Raw genomic sequence first — 21,753 nt, forward strand, 5'->3', positions numbered from 1 at the left:
CGAGAGTCACCTCACGCGTTACCACCCAAATTCCCTGTATCCTCGCAGATTACAGGCTTCACCGGTCACATCTGACCGCCCATTAACGCTGGAACACGCCTCTCCCTTACGCTTGCCTCACAAGCACTAATATCTGTGGCAAATACGCTCGAAAAAGGTTCCTCCAGGACCATATTCAGGCTTCGTTCCAGACCGGTTTGCAGCTAACCCCGGCTCTCTGTACTGGACGGTGTACCCTACTCATCCCTTCACAGGAAAACAATATTAACCAAAATATAACCAGATCCGCATAGTGCTGTCAAGTCAGACCCTTCTCGGAATGGGTAGCCAAACGATCTTCGCTAGACCTATCTGTCCCCTTTTTTCCAGGAGGAACCAAATCTACGCCACCCGGATGAAAGGGATGGCACTTAGCTATACGCTTAGCAGCAAGCCATGAACCTTTGAGCGCACCATGCACCTCTACCGCCTCCAACGCGTACGCCGAACACGTTGGATAGAATCGGCAGGTAGCCGGCTTTAACGGTGAAATATAGGAACGATAAAACTTAATCGGAGCCTGTACCACTCTGCGTGTGGTGATTTTCATTTCAGTAGCCCCCGTGGCTGTGAGTGTGACTGCTCGTCTGTCTGAATCCCCCATCCGAATTACTGTCAGTATGCCCATTCTTCTGTTGACAATCTTTGCAATAACCAAAAATTTCAAACTTGTGCTCGACGATTTGGAACTGATCCGTTGTATCCGTCATTTGCATTGGACAAAAAGAAATCGGTAATGTTTTCTGACAGCTCAAGCAAATCATATGGTGATGGTGATGATGCTCATTACAGCTCACCTTGAACTTCATTCCATCCTCAAAAGATACCTGTTCCAGCACACCTAATTCCTGCATTACACGCAGATTACGATAAACCGTATCAAAGCTAAGTCCACTGTACTTCTTACCCATATATTCATAAACGTCTTTGGGGGACAGATACCCTTCATTCTCGGAAAATAACGTGGCCAACGTCTTGCGCTGATCTGTAATACGCAGCCCCTGAGCGGACATTGTTGCAATAATCTCATCCTTTGTCAGCATGCGTTTCACCCTCCCCTGTCTGTAGTTTCAGGTTTTCTGATGCAGGCTTAGGCTTGCATCTATTTATTATACCACGATTAAAGTCAATATTATAAGAGATATTCGCATCTATACATAAGAAAAAGACGCTCTCCGGCGCTACGACCAAATTCGTAGCAGGAGAACGCCTATATTCTGCAAGTGACATCGACTTTTAAACGGTGAATGACGAGACCCAAGGTCTAAGCCGGTAAACAGCGCCGGTTATTTCATATTAATTTTTAATAGCTGGCAAAGGCATAACTACTACGGAAACTGGCAAGTTACTTCCTGCAGCAGCAGTGAAATACATCTCTACACTTTCCTCGATATGCCCTGTGCGATACAGCACACTCATCTCATTTGGAGCCCATACCGCGCCGTTCGTCGGGATACCCACAACCTGATTGTTTACCATCGCATAGCCGGAATATTCGCCTCCACGCGGGTTGAACGCAATCAGTGAATACGGCGCTACATGATCCAATTTAACTTTATATACAACCCCAAAATTACCGGCATTGGAAGCAGAAGAGCCGTCCAGACCGTCCGTACCAATCAGGTTCGGGTCTACCTTATTATCGCCAAGAACGATACGTTGAGCTGTTTTACCAACCTCTTCGGTATAATTCAGCGAGATATCCGAATTAGCGTACGTTCCACGGTTATGAATACCGTCTTTAGGCAGTTTTGCCAGAGTAGGCAACACGGTCAACGGATCTGCATTTGCATCTAACACAATAACCGTGTATTGAATAGGTTGATCCGTATACAAATCGGATAACAGAGAAATGACCTGTTTTTGCTTGATTTTTTGTGCATTCAAATCCTCTAAAATAATGCGACTTTCGCCAGGATTCAGAACTGTGCTAGAACGCTTGCTTCCATCCTGCATGGATTGAAAATATCGTTGAATCGAAACTTTACCCGCAGCCGTGGCGAATTCAGATGGTCCGGCAAAACCGGAATTTTCGACATTCATGTTGGCAGCAGTGATATTGTTGTTTGTTGCAATCACGTACATTTTCACATCTCTACCCGTTTCATTGACATGATGGACGAGTATGCGCGTGCTTCCTGATCCGGTTTCCTGATACACAATTCCATCCTGAAATACACGTTCCGGGCTGTTAGCACGGATCAGAAGCCGTGGTGAAGATGTACTAGTCAATGGAATGGTAGCCATGGTAGGCACCTGACTGCCGTCTACTGTATATTTATCACCATAGGGTGTGAAGATTTTATTGAAATCATCTTCGTTGTACAGCAGTTCATTCGTAATTTTAATCGTTTCACTTTTGGTACCTGTTGCGCCGTGCTTATCGGTCACGGTGAGCGTGATTGTTACATCACCCGGTTGGAAGAAGGCCAGTTTCTTATTCTCCCAATCACGCTTAGTGATAGCATTCTCATCATCTGTACTCAGGTCGGTAATGGTGATTTTCTCACCCATCTTGTACTCTTTTTTATCAGTTGTAAACAGAGCCACTGGCGGCTGATTTGGTGGTCTTACTGTAATTGTAACTGAGTAAGGATCACTCCAGTTCCCAGCAGAGTCAAGAACAGAATAGGTAACTACATATGTACCCGGCTCCTGAAATACGTCCTGCTTCCCTTCCCAACGTTGGTTCACAATTGGAAGACCTGTAGGAGAGGATTCCTTCGTCAAATACGTAACTTGGGTTTCGCCTGCGTAGATATCTTTTTGCTGAACCGTAAAGGAGGCTTTTGGCTTCTGATTCAAATCCATGATAACTTGTTTAGTCGTATTATTCACAGTATAAGGAATATTTAAGGCCTGTGTAATCGAGGTCAATGGCACCATAAATACGTTCTTTTGCTGAAAAGCCGGTCCCTTCATTTGTCTGGCTTCACCGTTAACCGTATAAACCTTGCTGTCTGTTTTGAAGCGCATGACATTTGTTCCTTGTGTGATTACGGTTTCTTTGGTGGCAGTGTCATAACTAAACTGCAATCCGACACGGCTGACAAGAGAACGGATAGCTACATAGGAAACTCCGTCCTTAACAGTCATCGGCTGAGTTGCTGTGTATACCTGTCCGTTTTGTTCCATTTTCGCGCTGTTTAAGTACAAAATCAGTTGATTAGCACCCATGGTTGTTGGAGCTCCACCAGGATTGGTGATCGTTCCGTCTCCACCGTATACATCATTGGATACGTTCGATCCGTTGGTTGTATCCGTAGGGAGGCCAGTCAACGGATCATTGGTTACGCCTGTGTTATCAGGTGTTACCGTGTTGTTTTGTGTGCCTGTTCCCTCTTGATCTCCGATGCTATTCTGAACGCCTGAATCAGCAACATTGGCCTGAGCCTGCTGTGCGCTAACCGAATCGGTGGATTGAACGGTTGTTGATGCTGCTTCTGCTCCTACAGGCGCTACTGCGGCTACCTGAGCCACCGCAAGGGCGGTGAGCATGGTCCATTTCTTGAAATTCATTGTCTGTCTCCTTCTATCACCAAATTATTATCATTCCCGTAAAAAGTCATACTATTAGACGCGTCAGTTGTTAAAAAGTTTCTGGAAATTTTGCTTATCATGAAAAAAAGGGAACTTTCTCCTGTGACTGCAAAAAATTCAACAACAAAAAACCGCCGCCCATCTGACCTGATGTGGCGGCGGCTTCATTACTAGGAAATAGCTTTTGAACCATTTACATTATGATAGACGACAGACAGCATTCTTTCCTGCAGTCTCCAGACGACCCTCTTCAATGAGTCGGTAAGCACGTTGGACTTCTTCATCTGTAGGAGATGGAACCCCCTCCAACGGATACTCCTTACCGAGCATTTCCCACTTGTAAACACCCATTTGATGGTAAGGTAAAATTTCGAATTTCTCGACTCCGTTCAACGTTCCGATAAACCGTCCCAAATTCAACAAATCCTGCTCGTCATCATGAATACCCGGTACAAATACGTGTCTAATCCACATTTTACGCCCTTGCTCAGACAACCAGCGAGCTGTACTTAGCATACGGTCGTTGGACTTGCCTGTGAGCTTAATATGCTTGTCGTTGTCAATATGCTTAATATCAAGTAACACCAAGTCTGTTACGTCCAGCAGATCATGGATACGGCCCGCATCATTAAAGCCATTACTGTCCAGTGTCGTGTGCAAATTCCAGCGACGTTTCACTTCTTTGAACAGCTCTGCTACAAAATGAGCTTGCAATGTCGGTTCTCCACCGGATACGGTCAATCCGCCTCCCGAAGAACGGTAATAGGCTAAATACGGCTCAATTTCAGCCAATACTTCCTCTAGGGTCATCGGATTACCTTCATTCAAGGCCCAAGTGTCCGGATTATGGCAATACTGACATTTCAACAAGCATCCTTGCATAAAGAGCACGAAGCGGATGCCGGGACCATCGACGGTCCCGAAGGTTTCCAATGAGTGTATGTGACCTTTCAACATGTTGCATCATCCTTCCCGCATCCGCTATGCGTGCGTCATTGTAATACTTATTTACATTGTACCGTGGAAAGTACGGTTAATAACATCTAATTGTTGTTCACGAGTCAGCTTGATAAAGTTAACAGCATAACCGGAAACGCGAATCGTAAGCTGTGGATAGTTTTCTGGGTGTTCCATTGCATCCAACAGTTGTTCGCGAGCAAACACATTGACATTCAGATGATGTGCGTGGCTTCCAAAGTAGCCATCCATCATCGAAACAAGGTTTGTTTTGCGTGTTTCTTCTTCTTTACCCAGTGCTTTAGGCACGATAGAGAAGGTGTTCGAGATACCATCCAGACTGTGTTCATAAGGCAATTTGGCTACGGAACTCAGAGATGCCAAAGCACCTTTTTTATCACGGCCGTGCATTGGGTTTGCCCCTGGTGCAAACGGTTCGCCTGCTTTACGTCCATCCGGTGTTGTACCTGTTTTCTTACCATAAACTACGTTGGAAGTAATAGTCAGTACAGATTGAGTAGGAACCGCATTACGATAAGCTTTATGCTTGCGAATCATGCTCATGAAGCTCTCTACCAGTTCCACAGCGATGTTATCTACACGGTCATCGTTGTTACCGTAGCAAGGATATTCGCCTTCGATTTCAAAGTCAACAGCAATCCCTTTCTCGTTACGGATTGGTTTAACTTTTGCAAATTTAATGGCACTCAAGGAGTCGGTAGCAACTGACAGACCCGCAATACCACAAGCCATGGTACGGAGAATATCACGATCATGCAACGCCATTTCAATGCGTTCGTAGCTATATTTATCATGCATGTAGTGAATAACATTCAAAGTGTTCATGTACAGTTTTGCCAACCATTCCATCATAGGTTTGAAGCGGCTCAACACTTCTTCATAATCCAGAACCTCACCCGTAATGGCTGGGAATTCAGGCCCTACTTGGACGCCAGATTTTTCATCTTTACCACCGTTAATTGCATACAGCAGAGCTTTAGCCAAGTTGGCACGAGCACCAAAGAATTGCATTTGTTTACCGATTTTCATTGCCGATACACAACAAGCAATACCATAATCGTCTCCATAAATCGGACGCATCAGATCGTCATTCTCGTACTGGATGGAGCTAGTTTCAATAGAAACTTTTGCACAATATTTTTTGAAGCCTTCAGGCAATTTTTCCGACCACAGTACAGTCAGGTTCGGCTCCGGTGCAGGTCCCAGATTGTAGAGAGTGTGCAGGAAACGGAAGCTGTTTTTAGTTACCCGAGTTTCTCCAGTTACGGACATACCACCAATGGACTCAGTAACCCAAGTTGGATCTCCACTGAACAGTTCATTATAGTCAGGTGTGCGCAAGAACTTAACAATACGCAATTTCATAACAAAATGATCGACCAGTTCTTGAGCTTGTTCTTCTGTCATTGTACCCTCTTCCATATCACGTTGAGAGTAAATATCAAGGAAGGAAGATACACGTCCTAAGGACATTGCTGCACCATTTTGTTCTTTGATTGCTGCAAGATATCCAAAATATACCCATTGGAAAGCTTCTTTCGCATTGTTAGCAGGTTTTGAAATATCAAAACCGTGCTCAGCAGCCATTTGTTTCAGTTCATTCAAAGCACGAATTTGTTCGGAAATTTCCTCACGCAGACGAATTACGTCTTCTTCCATGGAATCAACTTCAAGGCTTTTCAGTTGCAGCTTTTTATCTTGGATCAAGAAGTCTGCACCATACAAAGCTACACGACGATAGTCACCGATAATACGACCACGACCGTATGCATCTGGCAGACCAGTAATGATACCAGCTTTACGAGCTGCTCTCATTTCATCCGTATAAGCGTCAAATACACCTTGGTTGTGAGTTTTACGAATATGAGTGAAGATATCAATGATACTTTCTGGTACTTCAAAACCATAGGCTTTGCAAGCGTCGATCATCATCCGAATTCCGCCAAACGGCTGTAAAGAACGTTTGAATGGAGCATCTGTTTGTACACCGACAATTTGCTCTTTATCCCGGTCTAGATAACCCGGTTTATGTGAAATAATAGTGGATGGCGTATTCACGTCTACATCAAGCACGCCGCCGTTTGCCAACTCTTTTTTGGTAAGATCGGATACAATATCCCACAATGCAGTAGTGTTGGCAGTAGGACCAACCAAAAATTCTTCATTGCCAACATAAGGTAAGATATTGGTTTCAATAAAATCGTTGACGTTGACTTCTCTAGTCCATTTGCCTTTTTTAAAACCTCTCCAGCCAGATTGTTGCTCTTGTAATTCTCTCTCAATCACCGACATGTAAATCCCTCCAAATTGTTTGGTCTTCCGGACTTGTGATTTTTTTCACGATAAAGCTATTTCTTGAGCCCGGCCTGTTCACCGATGCCTTACGCTCAGTGTCGGGACCTTTCTTACACCCTTATTGTAGAATAATGATAGAGTGTAGTATGTGATAAAAATCACAACATGAGTGATTTTTATCACTTTATTTTCCCTAGCTGCGCGCCTATCCTTAGCCTTGCCGTTCACCCCCCTTCCCAAACCAACAGGCTCTCTATATAGAGAGCCTGCATCGGTATTGAACGAGAAAATGCTTTTTCACAAGCCTCTTCTTACCTATTATATTATTGGTCAAAACGTCCGTAGAAGGCATTGCGATAGACATCAGCCAACTCAGTAACCAGTGGCAACTTAGGATTCGCAGTTGTACATTGATCTTCAAATGCGCGGTCAGCCAGATAGTCTACACGTGATTCGAAATCCTTCGCATCGAAACCGATTTGTTGGAACGATTCCTCGATACCAAGTGTTTTGTTCATCTTACGGATCGCTTCGATCAAGCTGTTAACCCCTTCTTCGGTGGTGCGTGCAGGCAGTCCTAGTATGCGTGCAATTTCTGCATAACGCTCATCCGCAACAAAGTGCGAATATTTAGGGAACGAAGCAAATTTTGTCGGTTTTTTCGCATTATAGCGAATGACATGCGGCAATAAAATGGCATTCGTACGGCCATGCGCTGTATGGTATTGTCCACCCCATTTATGTGCAAGACTGTGGTTAATACCCAAGAATGCATTAGCAAATGCCATACCAGCAAGTGTAGAAGCATTATGCATTTTTTCACGAGCCAGCTTATCACCAGTCAGAGCCGATTGTTCCAGGTATTGGAATACCAATTGAATGGCTTTAATCGCCAGACCATCCGTGTAGTCATTAGCCATTACGGACACGTAAGCCTCGATAGCATGTGTCAGAACGTCCATACCTGTGTCCGCTACAGCTGTTTTAGGCAGCGAGTATACAAACACTGGGTCAATAATTGCCACATCAGGAGTCAACTCATAGTCAGCCAACGGGTACTTCGTGTTGCCCAAGTTTTTGTCCGTAATTACTGCGAACGATGTAACTTCCGAACCTGTACCCGAGGTTGTAGGGATCGCTACAAATTGTGCTTTTTGGCCTAGACGTGGGTACTTGTAAATCCGTTTACGGATATCCATGAATTTTTGTTTTAAGTTATTGAAATCAGTATCTGGATATTCATAGAACATCCACATGCCTTTAGCGGCATCCATTGGCGAACCGCCGCCCAGTGCGATGATGCAATCCGGTTGGAAACGTCTCATCATTTCAGTACCACGTTCTACCGTAACTGTCGATGGATCTGGCTCTACTTCAGAGAACACTTCGATAGCTACTGGTGTTTGGCGTTGATGCAGATAATGAATAACACGATCTACATATCCCAGTTGTACCATCATAGGGTCTGTGATAATGGCTACACGTGTGATATCAGGCATTTTAGCAAGATACTGTGTCGAATTTTTTTCAAAATAGATTTTGGAAGGTACTTTGAACCATTGCATATTCACCGTCCGTTTCGCCACCCTTTTCACATTAATCAGATTGACTGCCGATACGTTCGACGAAGTTGAGTTACGACCGTACGAACCGCAACCGAGTGTCAACGAAGGAAGATTGGTATTGTAAATGTCGCCAATCGCACCATGTGTGGAAGGTGCATTTACAATGATACGTCCTGTTTGCAAACGGTTTGCAAACCGAGCGATAACATCCTCATCGTTCGAATGAATAGCGGACGAGTGACCCATGCCCCCGAATTCCACGACTTCAGCAGCGCGTTGAATACCTTGTTCCGCATTTTTTACTTTATAGCAAGCCAATACAGGACTCAATTTTTCCGCAGACAATGGGAATTTTGTTCCTACCCCTTCAATCTCAGCGACCAAAATTTTAGTTCCTGCTGGTACTGTAATACCACTCATTTCAGCAATTTTTACAGCAGACTGCCCGACAATAGCTGGGTTCACTGCACATTTCTCGACATTCATAGCTCCTTGAGTGAGCTTAGCTGCTTCTTCTTTATTTACAAAATAGCAACCGTTAGCGATCATCAATTTTTTCACTTGTTCGAAGATTGGCTCTTCGATAATAACCGCTTGCTCCGAAGCACAAATCATACCGTTATCAAAAGATTTCGAGAGGATAAGATCATTCACGGCCTGTTTGATATCCGCTGTTTTTTCAATAAAGCAAGGCACGTTACCAGGACCTACACCAAGTGCTGGTTTACCGCAGCTGTAAGCTGCCTTAACCATGCCTGATCCACCAGTTGCCAAAATTAGCGCCACATCAGGGTGGTTCATCAGTACATTGGTCTTATCCATCGAAGGTGCTTCAATCCATTGAATACAATCGGCCGGAGCACCATGTTTAACAGCTGCTTCGAGCAAGACGCGGGCTGCTTCCGCACTACACGATTGAGCAGATGGATGGAAACCGAAAATGATTGGGTTACGTGTTTTAATGGCAATCAACGCTTTGAACATCGTAGTCGAAGTCGGGTTTGTCACTGGAGTGATCCCCATGATAATGCCGACTGGCTCTGCTATCTTTTGAAAACTGTCAAAATCATTGTCTTCAATGACACCGACGGTTTTTTCATTTTTGATGCTATGATAGATATATTCTGTTGCAAACATGTTTTTGGTGATTTTGTCCTCGTACACACCGCGTCCTGTTTCTTCAACAGCCAACTTCGCCAGGTACATGTGTTTATCCATCCCTGCGAGTGCCATAGCTTGTACGATTTCGTCAATCTGTTCCTGATTCATACTCATGAAAGCTTGCTGTGCCCGGTTCCCCCGGTCAATCAGCGTTTGAATATACTGCTCTGCGCTTTGCTCTTTTTGAATAACCTCGTTTTTAACAGCCATTTCCCTCATCCTCCTGTTATCTCGTGTACTATCTCTTGTTCACGCACTGATCGTAACACAGCTTTTCAAGATATATTGTGATTTTTTTCACAATCTATTTAAAATTTTATTTTATGAAGTGAATTAAATCACAAAGTTTGGAATTCTGCCACTTTTACCCCCTCTTCTTGCCCCAAAAACTCATTGCACAGGTATATAATGAATTTGAATTGATCAAGTTGCAGATAAAAAACATAGGATACAAAGGGGAAATGGACGATGAGAAACCCTACAAATGTAATGGAAGCCCGCGGCAACACCTGTTGCTTCTCGGAGGCCAGCTTCAACCGATTGCAAGTGATGATGAAAGATCGAGTTATGCCAGAAAGCTCGCATCTGTTCTGGGAAGGAGATACAGCGGATAAGCTGTTTTATATTAAGCGCGGACGCGTGAAAGTAACCAAAACAACGGATGAGGGCAAGGAACTTATTCTATATATGTATCAAAGCGGCGATCTTGTTGGTCAAGCCGATCCATTTTTCGGTACTAAGCATTCCTTTTCTGCTGAGGTTCTGGAAGACAGTGATATTGGCGTAATCGATCATACAGATCTGGAGTTGCTTATTTGCCAGCATTGTGATTTTGCGATTGACTTTATGAAATGGATGGGTTCGCATCACCGCATTACTCAGACTAAGTTCCGCGACTTGATGATGTACGGCAAGCCAGGCGCTTTATGTTCAACACTCATTCGTCTATGCAATACCTATGGTGAGCCTCACGGCGAACATATCCTGATTCATAAAAAAATTACTCATACTGACTTATCAAATATGATCGGTGCGACCCGGGAAAGCGTAAACCGGATGCTTAGTGATCTACGTAAGAAAAATGCAGTAGAATACGATAATGGTATGATTGTTGTCAAGGATTTGGAAATGCTGCAAGGTGTATGTCATTGTGAATTGTGCCCTCGTGAGATTTGTCGGATATAATAAATCGTTTCTATGTAAAAGGGAGTGTTATAAGCCATTATAGCTTATAACACTCCCTAATTTATTTCCACTCCTCTACTTATACAGAAACAGTAGCGGTCGTATAAACAATAGTCCTTCTTCTGGCAACACATTTTTTTTAAAACTGTAAGCATAGATAACTTAAATTCCCCATCTCATAGCTTCTATGGATGACCTTGGCTTTGTTTGCAGGATTGCCACTCCCCATTGCAATAAACAACGGTACAAAGTGTTCTGCTCTTGGTACGGCCTGGCGAGCATACGGTGCTTCGTTTTCATAGTGATCCAAAGCCTCTATATCTCTACTTTGCACTTTATTAATAATCCAATCATCAAATTCTATAGCCCAAGGTTCTGTTTTCGTTTCCCCCCATTTGACGATACGCAGATTATGAACAGTCACGCCACTGCCAATGACTAGAATATCCTGTTCTCCAAGTCCACGCAGCACTTCACCAATGGCATATTGTACTTTGGGCGAGAGATATGGATTTACAGAGATCTGAACTACCGGAATGTCTGCCTCAGGATACATACGATGCAACAATGTCCATGATCCGTGATCCAGCCCCCTCACCCGATCAGTTTGTACGTCAATGCCCTTTTGTTCATATAATTTTTTCAGCTTATTGACCAGTTCCACAGAACCATGTGCTGGATATTTCACCGCGTACAGTTCCGGTGGGAAACCGCCAAAATCATAAATGGTATCGTACACGTCATCCATCGAGCTGATTGTCAACGTTTGCGCTTCCCAATGAGCTGTAAAGATAACAACCGCTTTAGGGCGAATGCTTTTCCCCAATTGCTCTAAAAATGAAGTGTAGTCCGTCTGTTCAATAGCAAGCATCGGTGAGCCGTGGGCCAAAAATAAAGATGGCATCATATAAAGATCCCCTTATCGTTATTAGTTTATTTTATTCATTAAGTAACTTTATGTAAGCAATAATACATAAGTAATAGAGTCATGTCAACACAGATTTCAACATACACTTAAAGATAAAAGATTTCATAAATAGAGATTGATATAGGTATAAGGTCATAGTAATATGTAACTAATAAATTTTAAAATTTTACTATACTTCGATACAAAGGACTGGTTTCTATGGAGATACATACTTCTAATTGCCCAAAATGCGGTTCCGTTTTTCGTCAAAACCTTAGAAACCTGTGTAGTACTTGTATTCAGGAAGAAAATATATTCTTGGACCGCTGTTCTAACTATCTATGGAAGCATCCTTCTACTCATACCCGCCAGCTCAGTGATGTAACTGGCACACCTATGGAATTGCTCACAGACTGGGTAAGAGCAGGCAAGTTTCCCTCCACATACAGTCAGCTTGATTATCCTTGCGAGTCCTGCCGTTCCCCCATTTATGCAGGAAGACTTTGCCATTCCTGCTTGGGTACATTCCGTTCGGCCGCGCTGGATATTCAAACCCGTGTACCCCGCCGTGCAACAGCAGCATTGTTCTCAGTTGCAGGGCGCGCCAAAGGCTATTAAGCCGTGCTGCCTATGCACATCATTTTTGTGAAATGGATAACTAGTCATATACAAAATAAAAAAACAGCCTTTTTCCTAGGAAAAGGCTGTTTTGCTATGAAAAACGCTTATTTAGTTTGGTGCTCATCTAATCCATTCCTCAGCCCAAAATTGAATCTGTTCCATAACCGGCTGAAGTGCACGGCCTTTGGTTGTTAGCTCGTATTCAATGCGGACAGGAGTTTCCGGATATACATGACGTGTAAGAATTCCCTCATTTTCCAAATCTTTCATCCGTTCTGATAACATTTTGTCACTCATTGTGGGAATCAGATTGGAAATATCCTTAAACCGCTTAGGACCGCTCATCATGGATTGAATAATTAATCCATTCCAACGCTTGCCCAAACATGAAAAGGCGGTTTCAAAACGCGGACACATTTTTGTATATTGCGGTTGACTCTCCAAATTTTTCACCTTCTTTTGCATTTCGGTTTGATAAAGCTTTCCTTTTGTTAGTATATATCATTTTAGCATACTTTATCCCGAAAGAAAACACTTTCTTCTTAAATTAAAAACCTGCGCCGATAAAGTTGCCATGACCAAAACCGATTATACAACAAACCAACACAGCAGGTATATGTCTAAATCGTTAAATACAAAAAGGCGGAATCCCAAGAGGTTCCGCCTATCAATCTATTCATTATACAGCTCATCAAAATGTGATGATTGTCATTATACCAACACTCCACCGAGAGGTCTTACAGGTTCACTTCTACCATATATTGGTTTGTTAATCCTTGTCGGAGAAGTCCAACGAATGCTGTTGGCGATAACATTCAAAATATCAGGCTGGTAATAAGTTGGATAGGTCTCATGACCTGGGCGGAAATAGAATATCTTACCGCTACCTCGGCGGAAAGTACATCCGGTTCTAAATACTTCGCCGCCTTCAAAGTTACTAACAAATACCAATTCATCCGGCGCTGGAATATCAAAGAACTCGCCATACATTTCTTCCTGCTTCAACAAAATTTTGGCATCTATGCCTTCTGCAATGGGATGTGACGGATTCACCGACCAAATAATCTCCTGTTCACCTGCCACCCTCCATTTCAGATCACAGCTAGTGCCCATTAGGGCTTTGAATGGCTTGGAAAAATGGCCTGAGTGCAGCACGATTAAGCCCATTCCTTCCTGCACTCGCTTGACAACACGCGCCGTAACTTCATCGCTCACCTGATCGTGGGCTTTATGCCCCCACCACAGCAGCACATCTGTGGAATTCAGGATATCTTCTCCCAAACCATGCTCGGCATCATCACGTAGAGTAGCTGTTCGAATGGCAAATCCTTCTCCTGCCAGGCCGTCAGCCAACGCTTTGTGTATCCCATCAGGATATATCTGTTTGGCTTCATCATTCAACTTTTCATTCAAAAATTCATTCCAAATGGTGACGTTAATCATCAACATTTCCCCCTATTAGGTTAGACCCACCACATCTCGCTCAGCGGTTCTTCAATCAGTACCTGGCGAAGATTGTGGACGGCCTTAGTAAAGCCTTCCTCCACGGACATCAGACCATCTTCATGCTCAATACTCACTACATAATCGTATCCCACCAGACGCAGAGCACTGATAATATCTGCCCAGGTTTTTACATCATGTCCATAACCCACAGTACGGAACTGCCAAGCGCGATCTAGCATTTTCGTATATTCCTGCATATCGGTAAGTCCATATTTATTTACATTGACCGGATCAATCGTCGTATCCTTGGCATGAAAATGGTGAATGGCTCCCTCTCGGCCCAAAATTTGAACCGCCTGCACTGGGTCAATTCCCTGCCACCACATATGGCTCGGATCCAGATTAGCACCAATGACCTCTCCCGCAGCTTCACGCAAACGAAGCAAGGTCGCTGGTGTATGAACGGAGAAGCCCCCGTGTAGCTCCAGTCCAATTTTAACATGGTGATCTGCTGCAAATTTCCCCGTCTCAGTCCAGTAAGGAATAATTTTATTCTCCCATTGCCACTTCAACACTTCCTGAAAATCATTAGGCCACGGAGCCACAGGCCAGTTAGGATATTTCGCATCCTCATGATCACCCGGACAGCCAGAGAAAGTGTTCACAACTGGAACTTCCAGCTTTTCTGCCAATCGAACGGTTTTAAGAAACGTATCATGATCAGCCTGGGCCAAATGCTTTTGCGGATGGAGAGGATTGCCGTGACAGCTAAGCGCACTAATCGTTAGTCCGCGGGACTCTACTGCCTTTTTGAAATTTTTGAGCGCTGTATCATTCTCAAGCAACTCATCCGGCTTACAATGCTTATCCCCAGGGTTGCCGCCTGTACCGATTTCTACAGCATCCAATCCTTGAGAAGCCACATAATCCAGCGCCTCCTCCAGCGAACGTCCGCCAAACAACACCATAAATACTCCAAGTTTCAAAAGAAATCCCTCCCTGTATCATATGTGAGTAAAGCGGCTTTAATCAAAATAAACTGCTTTCCCCGTACGAGCCGATTCATAGATAGCTTCCAAAATTTCAGTAACAACCAGTGCCTGTTCCGGCTTCACAAGAGGTTCTTTGTCGTCCAGAATAGATTCGATCCATAGACGGGCTTCGCGGTCTGCCTCATTTTCCGTTTCTCCAGAGTAAAAAGCAACACCGCCTGCATCCAGATCAATTTTCGTATCAAACAAGCGGCTGTTCTTTTCCCCGTTAATGCGCAATCCATCCTGCATATCGGCTCCGCCTTCGGTACCGCATAACAACGTCTTCGCTTCGCCAAACTCTACAACATTCAATGCCCAGCTGGATTCCAGTACAATCGTAGCTCCATTTTGCATCGTAATAAAACCAAAAGCTGAGTCCTCTACCTTAAATTCCTCAGGATTCCAAGGTCCAAAGGCATTTGCCGCATCTTTACGATCCCCTAGCTTATGGAAGGTTGAACCTAGTACACTTTTAGGCTTGTAGTTATCCATCAGCCAGAGTGTCAGGTCGAGTGCATGCGTGCCAATATCAATGAGGGGACCACCGCCCTGCTTCTCTTCATCTAAGAATACTCCCCAAGTCGGAACCGCGCGACGGCGGAGAGCAATGGCTTTGCCCAGATAAATGTCTCCAAGCTCTCCTTGCTCGACCAGTTGCTTCAGATACAGACTGTCATCACGATAACGGTTTTGATACGCAATGGACAGCTTTTTACCTGTACGGTTAGCCGCATCGAGCATTTCTCGTGCCTGCTCTGCAGTTTTGGCCATCGGTTTTTCACATAGCACATGCTTACCTGCCTCAAGCGCGGCAACCGTAATTTCCGAGTGCGAATCGTTGGGTGTACATACATGTACGACTTCAATGTCTTTATTTTCTAACAGCTCACGGTAATCGCTATAAACCTGCGAGCCTTCAACTCCAAACTTTTCTGCTGCCTCTTCAGCGCGCTCCTGAATGATGTCACAGAATGCAACGATTTCTGCACGCTTCTGCTTGGCAAGACTCGGCAAGTGTTTGCCGTTGGCAATCCCTCCACAACCAATAATCCCGATTTTGAGTGTTTTAGACATGAATATTTCCTCCCTGAGCTGCGTATTGTTGGAGCCATTTAATGCTGGTTTCAATGCTTTCGATTGGAGGACTTGAGCAGAAATCCTGTTCCACGACGACCCAATCCACACCTGCCTGAATAGCGGCGTCTGTAATGGCCTGAAGCTGCACTTCCCCTTTGCCAAGCTCTACAGTCACTGCTTTTTGTTGCTCGTCACGTGCCATATCCTTTAAGTGAATGATAGGCAGGCGTCCATTATAACGTCCGATGTATTCCACTGGATCATAGCCCCCATAGTATACCCAACAAGTATCCATTTCGACCTGTAACAAATCATCGGAAATCGCATCATATAAAGCATCGAATACCGGGCGATCATTGATTTTCTCCGTCAATTCAAAATCATGATTATGATAAGCAAGTATCAAGCCCTGTTCTTTCACTTTTTCACCAATACGATTCAAATTAGCAAAGACTTCATCCCACTGTCGCTGTTCTTCGGTTAAATAAGGAACGATTAAGTATTTATTGCCCAATTCTTTGTGGTATGCAATCTCCTCATCCAAATGATCCAACAAACGAGAATATTGTATATGAGTTCCGACAACTTCCAGATTCAGCTCATCCAAAAGCGCTCTGACATCCTTGGCATTGCGTCCGAAAAAGGTATGAAATTCTACCCCTTTATAGCCAAGCTCAGCTACCTTGCGTAATGTGCCTTCAAAATCCTGTTCAAGCTCTTCCCTTACTGTGTACAATTGCAATCCTACTTTAGCCATTACCCTTCACCTCTTCAATCAGGATGGATTTACCATTAGATCTGTTCCATAATACAAATCCTCGTCTGGCTTGAATGTGCTTTTCATCGTAATGTGCTTACCTTCCAAGATGAGCGCCGAAAAGCATGCATGGCTTCTAACACATGGTAGGCCAGCTCAGTATTGACACGATGGTCCGTAAATTTCAATGCGCCAAAGGCAATTCATTGTACACATGCTTTACTGCCTCAAGTATCGCCACATCTGGCCGTGCATGGCTGCCAGGCACAGTCAGATTAAAGACAAGCTCGATCTCAGGCTGGCGCAGCAATTCATTCATTTTGTATACGTTTTCAATGTTGAATTCATCGGCTCTCTCCTTGGTCCTCTCATCTAGTAAATCAGCGACGGCCACCACTTTAGTAAGTGGGCTGTTTTGGAGATTTCAAGATATACCGAGCTAATGTTACCGCAGCCGATAATCCCGGCCTTCATTCGTTCCAATTCGTCACACTCCTTGGCCTCAACATGTACTTTCTCATCTAACATGTAAGCTTTACAGTTCACATAGTATTCTATTTCGGTTTCGTTTAAAATGAATAATATGATTAAAACATGAACAATCTGGTCAATATTTGAAACAGCCATATGTCCAAAGGAGTCATCATCATGTCTATCGTCGAGCCTTGTCAGGTTCTTACCGCAGGCTATTCCTTTCATCGAAAGCCCTTTTATTCGAACCAGCCTGATGGGATTAAAAATTATTTATTCCGTTTGCAAACAGATGGACGCTGCCAAGCCCGTATTAACGGGGAAATGACAAGGATTGAGGCGGGTGACCTACTGCTATTCAACCCTACCGAGCCTTATGAACTGGATATTCATAGTGAGTTAAATCCTATGGGAGAGCAGGTCGTGGAAAGTGGAGATTATCACATTTTTTTCGGTGGCTCCTGGGTAGATGAGTGGTGGAACCATCATAAACGACCCAACAGAATTAAGGTTCAGCTCACAGAAGCCCTGCTTGGCCTATTTCGTCAGCTTGTGATGGAGCAGCGACGTATTTCTAATCCTTACCCTGAAATATCAAGTTATTACATGCGCATTTTATGTTTGGAGTTTGACCGTATGCTATCCGATCATCCTATCGCTACCCATCATAACTACCTTGCGTATCAGATTAAAAATTATATTGAAGAAAATGCATCCTCTAACTTCAAGCTGGATGACGTGTCTTCACACATCGGTATCAGCGTATCCCGAGCAGTACATCTGTTTAAGGAAACATTCGATACGAGCATTATGCAGTATACACTGGACATCAGACTTAACATGGCGAGAGAACGAATCATTTTCAGTCCCATGTCATTGGAACAAGCCGCTGAATCGTCAGGATTTGCAAATTACACATATTTTCACCGTGTATTTCGTTCCCGCTTCGGTATGTCGCCCAAGGAATTCAGGGTGATTCACCGCGAGCAATTGTAGGTAAAAGAGAGCGTTCCTCTGAACGCTCTCTTTGTCATAATTAATGATATAGTTGGTACTGCTTACATACCACGGCCTAGCTTTTTTACGGAGCAATCGTCAGCATCACTACCGACATTGGTGGCAGTGTAACATCCAAATGCTGACCTTGCAGCTGATAGGATGTAAAAGCTTCCTTTTTCACACGCTCTGGCTGATCAAACGTATTATGTGCCTGCATATCGTCGCTGACAAGGACAACACCGCTGATCTTTTTAACCTCTTCCAGTCCTCTTAGCTCCAAATTCAAGTTTGCCGACTCGCCCGGATGGACGTTGCAAAAGCTGATATGAATATTGCCATCCTGCGCTTTGGAGGCGGACACGCTTACTTGTGGAATGGAATCCCCGTCATATTCATAATTGCCTACCTTTACATGAACAGACAGTGCTTGCGCATTCTGATGCACCTTAAACATTTCAAATATATGGTATGTCGGCGTCAACAGCATAGCAGGACCTTCGGTCAGAACCATTGCTTGTAAAACATTGACCATTTGAGCAATATTCGTCATCTGTACTCGGTCATGGTGATTATGGAAAATGTGTAGGTGCAGCCCAGCTACCAGCGCATCGCGCATCGTATTTTGCTGATACAGGAAGCCCGGATTGGTCCCCGGCTCAGTCAGGAACCAGGTTCCCCATTCATCGACGATCAGTCCGACCCTTTTGTCAGGATCATATTGGTCCATAATGGCTGAATGACGAGTAATCAATTCATCCATATGCAATGATTTTTTCATCGTCTCAAACCATTCCGCTTCATCAAAGCCGAGTGCTTGCCGTTTCCCTTCCCAGTTTCCCGGGATCGTATAGTTATGCAGGCTCAAACCGTCCATAAGTTGCCCAGCTTCACGCATCAACACTTCGGTCCAACGATAATCATCCACATTCGCTCCACCTGCAATCCGATAAATGCGGTTCTCGCCATAGTTACGGACATATGTCTGATAGCGGCGATACAGGTCGGCATAATATTCTGGGCGCATGTTACCGCCACAACCCCAGTTTTCGTTACCCACTCCAAAATATTTGAGCTTCCACGGTTTCTCACGACCGTTTTCCTGACGCCATGCAGCCATAGGGGACTCTCCATCGAAGGTCATGTACTCTACCCATTCCGACATTTCCTGAACTGTACCACTGCCGACATTTCCACAAATATAAGGCTCTGCATCTAACAGTTCGCACAATTGAAAAAACTCATGTGTGCCAAAATGATTATTTTCAACCACACCGCCCCAATGCGTATTTACCATTCTCTTACGGTTTTCTTTTGGTCCGATACCATCTTTCCAATGATATTCATCGGCAAAACAGCCTCCCGGCCAGCGCAACACAGGAATGTTCAGCTTTTTCAGGGCTTCCACCACATCATTTCGAATTCCGTTTGTGTTTGGAATCGGTGAGTCCTCTCCAACCCATATACCTTCATAAATGCAACGTCCAAGATGCTCAGCAAATTGTCCATAAATATTTTTATTAATAATGCCTTGTTTCCAATCGGTATTTACAATAATAGTACCCTTCACAACAAACCCTCCCCAAAAATATTAAGATTGTTGGAACATCCTCATAAATGTTTGCGCTTTCATTTCGATGTAAATATCACTTATACCACCAAGCTTCTTTCGATCTTAATTTTTTACGCATTTTCACATCTAGTAAATATTAATATTAATATTAATAATTAAATAAAAACATTTCACGTGTTTAATATATTTTATTGTCCACTCTTTGTCAATCCTTGAGAAAAAGTCCAATCAAACCAAAAAGCCTGCCATTAAGGCAGACCAAGGTATGACTACTTTAACCCGTAATCCAAGTTCAGCCGAGCCTGAGCATTGTATCTTTTAGGCTGTTCCAATCCAGCGTGAACCATGGTAACTGGGACAATTTTGAGCTGCCGCCAAAGCACGTACACGAACAATACTTCCGCTGATGCCACACGTATGCCCGGACATTAACTCTTCACATTGTGAGCAGGCCAACAGTCTGGCTTCGTACACTTCATCATTTACACATTCCATTTTGGGTCTCATGTTGGTTAGAATTCTGGTAATTTGCTCTTCCGATATCGAGATATCTCTTTCACAGCCTTTACAGGTACTTGGCACAGGTATATCTTCCATCGTCAGCTTACCCTCCCCATCAACAATGTCTTAAGTAAATACAGTGAGTCCATGATGCATAAATGATAGCAGTTTATCTTTTATTCTGACTAGCTTTATTTCCGTTCCGCCGGAAGGTTGGCAGCCGCCTCGGATACGACCATCGCCAAGTCCTCATTTCCGAACATAGACAGTACCCCTAACACCGTATCCAGCGGAATATCACCCGCTTCTTCACGCGATACAGTCAACTTGCGTACTCGTAGCAGACGCTCGTTGCTATCCTGATGCGGATATGCTACACGATATAATTCCTCTGGTTCTAACCCGTGATTGATACACCATTGCGCAAATACAAGGATCATCATATCTTCTTCTTGTTTATAATTTTCGATGATGGCTTCTTCTAGCTGTTTACCACGGTTATCTTCTTCCATTCATTCATTTCTCCTTCAACCTAATTCTTGATGTCTGTCTGGACTGTTAAGATCACATTCGAACGTTCCATATTAAATTAATCACTCAAACGGCTGATCAGTTCGTCAGCCAGCATATGGCTTTCCAATACCTTTCCAGCCCGTACAGCACACTCCTCCGGACGATGAATATGCTCCAGAAAATGATTCACGACTCCGGTGAATCCCCGTCTTTCCAAAATCGTATCCCAGCTTCCAAAAGCTTTCGTTAGTGGTGAATGATTTTTTTGCATAAAAACAGCCTGTTCCATATTTGTTACTTCAACAGACCGTCCTGCCCCGTGAAGCTCCAGCTTCTCTATGTCAGCCCCTGCCTGTCTACTCATACTGTAGCTTCCGGTGGCATTTCCCAAAAGTACGATCCCGAACGCAGCATCCATATATCCTTCACTCGTCGTATTCAGACTACTATGCAGCAGCTCATAATCATCGCCACCCAGCCACAAAAGTAAATCAAGCATGTGAATTAAATCATCATAAACCGTCTGTGCCGCCGGTCTTCGATCATATCCAGTACGGTGTTTAATGGCCGCACATTGACTGAATCCACCAGCTTCCTCTAACCATGTTTTAGCAGCTATGTAATGCGGGGCAAAACGTCGATTAAAGCCTACCGCCAGCAACACGGCCTGCGCTTCCGCAAAAGCGGTCATTTCCAGATTCTGGCGAAGATCATAGGACAACGGTTTATCCACATACACGGCAATTCCTTTTTCGATACACGCCATAACCAGATCAAAATGAGCTTCGGTCGCGGCATGTATAAATACAGCTTCCGGTTCCCATGCTAGCATCTCCTTCACATCAGTCGTTCCTCTTGGCAACCTGTATTGCTCCATAATGGAACTCACCGGCTCCTGTGAACGGTTCATGACACCTACAATGTCTACACCTTGGTGTGCTGCCAGTAACGGCAAGTACACTTTACGCGCAATACCACCCAGTCCTGCAATGGCTACTCTTGTCTTCGTTGGCTTGTCCATATCGTTCCCACCTCTAATCACTCATTCATCTGTTGTCTAGTTTACATGGAAGTCTGCTGACAAGCAAAGAAAA

The 21,753-nt window shown here is 44.1% G+C and carries 19 protein-coding genes and 1 pseudogene; 3 read left to right on the forward strand and 17 right to left on the reverse strand.

Features of this window, described 5'->3' with window-relative positions; all coding sequences use genetic code 11:
• Positions 1-298: 298 nt before the first annotated feature.
• The 6 genes from yidD to adhE form a co-directional block, all read right to left on the reverse strand.
• Positions 299-589, reverse strand: coding sequence for a membrane protein insertion efficiency factor YidD (gene yidD, locus AC5ELV_RS06565; RefSeq protein WP_493429568.1), 291 nt, complete (start codon positions 587-589; stop codon positions 299-301).
• A gap of 1 nt (position 590) precedes the next feature.
• Entirely contained in the window at positions 591-1,082 is a 492-nt protein-coding gene (locus AC5ELV_RS06570) for a Fur family transcriptional regulator (protein WP_013310843.1), read from the reverse strand.
• 253 nt (positions 1,083-1,335) lie between these two features.
• The gene (locus tag AC5ELV_RS06575; protein ID WP_493429569.1) at positions 1,336-3,558 is read right to left on the reverse strand and encodes a copper amine oxidase N-terminal domain-containing protein; all 2,223 of its coding nucleotides are present in this window, start codon (positions 3,556-3,558) and stop codon (positions 1,336-1,338) included.
• Between the two features lie 219 nt (positions 3,559-3,777).
• Entirely contained in the window at positions 3,778-4,536 is a 759-nt protein-coding gene (gene pflA / locus AC5ELV_RS06580) for a pyruvate formate-lyase-activating protein (protein ID WP_493429570.1), read from the reverse strand.
• 51 nt (positions 4,537-4,587) lie between these two features.
• Positions 4,588-6,849 (reverse strand): formate C-acetyltransferase, encoded by a 2,262-nt coding sequence (gene pflB / locus AC5ELV_RS06585; protein WP_493429571.1) that lies wholly within the window; start codon positions 6,847-6,849, stop codon positions 4,588-4,590.
• A 326-nt stretch (positions 6,850-7,175) separates the two neighbouring features.
• Positions 7,176-9,788 carry a bifunctional acetaldehyde-CoA/alcohol dehydrogenase gene (adhE, locus tag AC5ELV_RS06590; RefSeq protein ID WP_013310847.1) on the reverse strand — a complete coding sequence of 871 codons (2,613 nt, stop codon included), beginning with the start codon at positions 9,786-9,788 and terminating at the stop codon, positions 7,176-7,178.
• Between the two features lie 258 nt (positions 9,789-10,046).
• Here adhE and AC5ELV_RS06595 point away from each other — a divergent pair, with 258 nt between their 5' ends.
• Complete coding sequence (locus AC5ELV_RS06595) at positions 10,047-10,763, forward strand: Crp/Fnr family transcriptional regulator (protein ID WP_013310849.1); 717 nt, start codon at positions 10,047-10,049, stop codon at positions 10,761-10,763.
• Positions 10,764-10,902: 139 nt separating this feature from the next.
• Here AC5ELV_RS06595 and AC5ELV_RS06600 read toward each other — a convergent pair whose 3' ends face one another.
• On the reverse strand, positions 10,903-11,670 hold the full coding sequence (locus AC5ELV_RS06600) for a DODA-type extradiol aromatic ring-opening family dioxygenase (RefSeq protein WP_493429572.1): 768 nt from the start codon (positions 11,668-11,670) through the stop codon (positions 10,903-10,905).
• A 318-nt stretch (positions 11,671-11,988) separates the two neighbouring features.
• On the opposite strand from AC5ELV_RS06600, the gene AC5ELV_RS06605 reads away from it, so the two are divergent.
• Complete coding sequence (locus AC5ELV_RS06605; protein ID WP_493429573.1) at positions 11,989-12,288, forward strand: hypothetical protein; 300 nt, start codon at positions 11,989-11,991, stop codon at positions 12,286-12,288.
• 123 nt (positions 12,289-12,411) lie between these two features.
• On the opposite strand, the gene AC5ELV_RS06610 is transcribed toward AC5ELV_RS06605, so the two are convergent.
• The 6 genes and pseudogenes from AC5ELV_RS06610 to AC5ELV_RS06635 all read right to left on the reverse strand — a co-directional run.
• On the reverse strand, positions 12,412-12,756 hold the full coding sequence (locus tag AC5ELV_RS06610) for a winged helix-turn-helix transcriptional regulator (RefSeq protein ID WP_340955834.1): 345 nt from the start codon (positions 12,754-12,756) through the stop codon (positions 12,412-12,414).
• A 246-nt stretch (positions 12,757-13,002) separates the two neighbouring features.
• A complete protein-coding gene (locus AC5ELV_RS06615; RefSeq protein WP_493429574.1) occupies positions 13,003-13,734 on the reverse strand; it encodes a ThuA domain-containing protein in 732 nt (243 codons plus the stop codon).
• 20 nt (positions 13,735-13,754) lie between these two features.
• The gene (locus tag AC5ELV_RS06620; RefSeq protein ID WP_322153433.1) at positions 13,755-14,723 is read right to left on the reverse strand and encodes a sugar phosphate isomerase/epimerase family protein; all 969 of its coding nucleotides are present in this window, start codon (positions 14,721-14,723) and stop codon (positions 13,755-13,757) included.
• Positions 14,724-14,762: 39 nt separating this feature from the next.
• Positions 14,763-15,845, reverse strand: coding sequence for a Gfo/Idh/MocA family protein (locus tag AC5ELV_RS06625; protein ID WP_493429575.1), 1,083 nt, complete (start codon positions 15,843-15,845; stop codon positions 14,763-14,765).
• Positions 15,838-16,605, reverse strand: coding sequence for a sugar phosphate isomerase/epimerase family protein (locus AC5ELV_RS06630; protein ID WP_493429576.1), 768 nt, complete (start codon positions 16,603-16,605; stop codon positions 15,838-15,840). Before AC5ELV_RS06630 ends, AC5ELV_RS06625 begins: the two co-directional genes overlap by 8 nt.
• A 190-nt stretch (positions 16,606-16,795) precedes the next feature.
• Positions 16,796-17,088 (reverse strand): annotated as a pseudogene (locus AC5ELV_RS06635) (Gfo/Idh/MocA family protein); the annotation flags it as partial.
• Positions 17,089-17,253: 165 nt separating this feature from the next.
• Here AC5ELV_RS06635 and AC5ELV_RS06640 point away from each other — a divergent pair.
• Entirely contained in the window at positions 17,254-18,072 is an 819-nt protein-coding gene (locus AC5ELV_RS06640) for an AraC family transcriptional regulator (protein WP_493429577.1), read from the forward strand.
• An 85-nt stretch (positions 18,073-18,157) separates the two neighbouring features.
• Here AC5ELV_RS06640 and AC5ELV_RS06645 read toward each other — a convergent pair whose 3' ends face one another.
• The 4 genes from AC5ELV_RS06645 to AC5ELV_RS06660 form a co-directional block, all read right to left on the reverse strand.
• Positions 18,158-19,642 carry an alpha-N-arabinofuranosidase gene (locus AC5ELV_RS06645; RefSeq protein ID WP_493429578.1) on the reverse strand — a complete coding sequence of 495 codons (1,485 nt, stop codon included), beginning with the start codon at positions 19,640-19,642 and terminating at the stop codon, positions 18,158-18,160.
• Between the two features lie 321 nt (positions 19,643-19,963).
• Complete coding sequence (locus AC5ELV_RS06650) at positions 19,964-20,242, reverse strand: DUF6171 family protein (RefSeq protein WP_029517224.1); 279 nt, start codon at positions 20,240-20,242, stop codon at positions 19,964-19,966.
• A gap of 95 nt (positions 20,243-20,337) precedes the next feature.
• Positions 20,338-20,658 carry a protein YxiS gene (yxiS, locus tag AC5ELV_RS06655; protein ID WP_493429579.1) on the reverse strand — a complete coding sequence of 107 codons (321 nt, stop codon included), beginning with the start codon at positions 20,656-20,658 and terminating at the stop codon, positions 20,338-20,340.
• Positions 20,659-20,735: 77 nt separating this feature from the next.
• Entirely contained in the window at positions 20,736-21,680 is a 945-nt protein-coding gene (locus tag AC5ELV_RS06660) for a Gfo/Idh/MocA family protein (protein ID WP_493429580.1), read from the reverse strand.
• Positions 21,681-21,753: the final 73 nt, after the last annotated feature.

This window comes from Paenibacillus sp. NMA1017 (genome assembly GCF_058895805.1).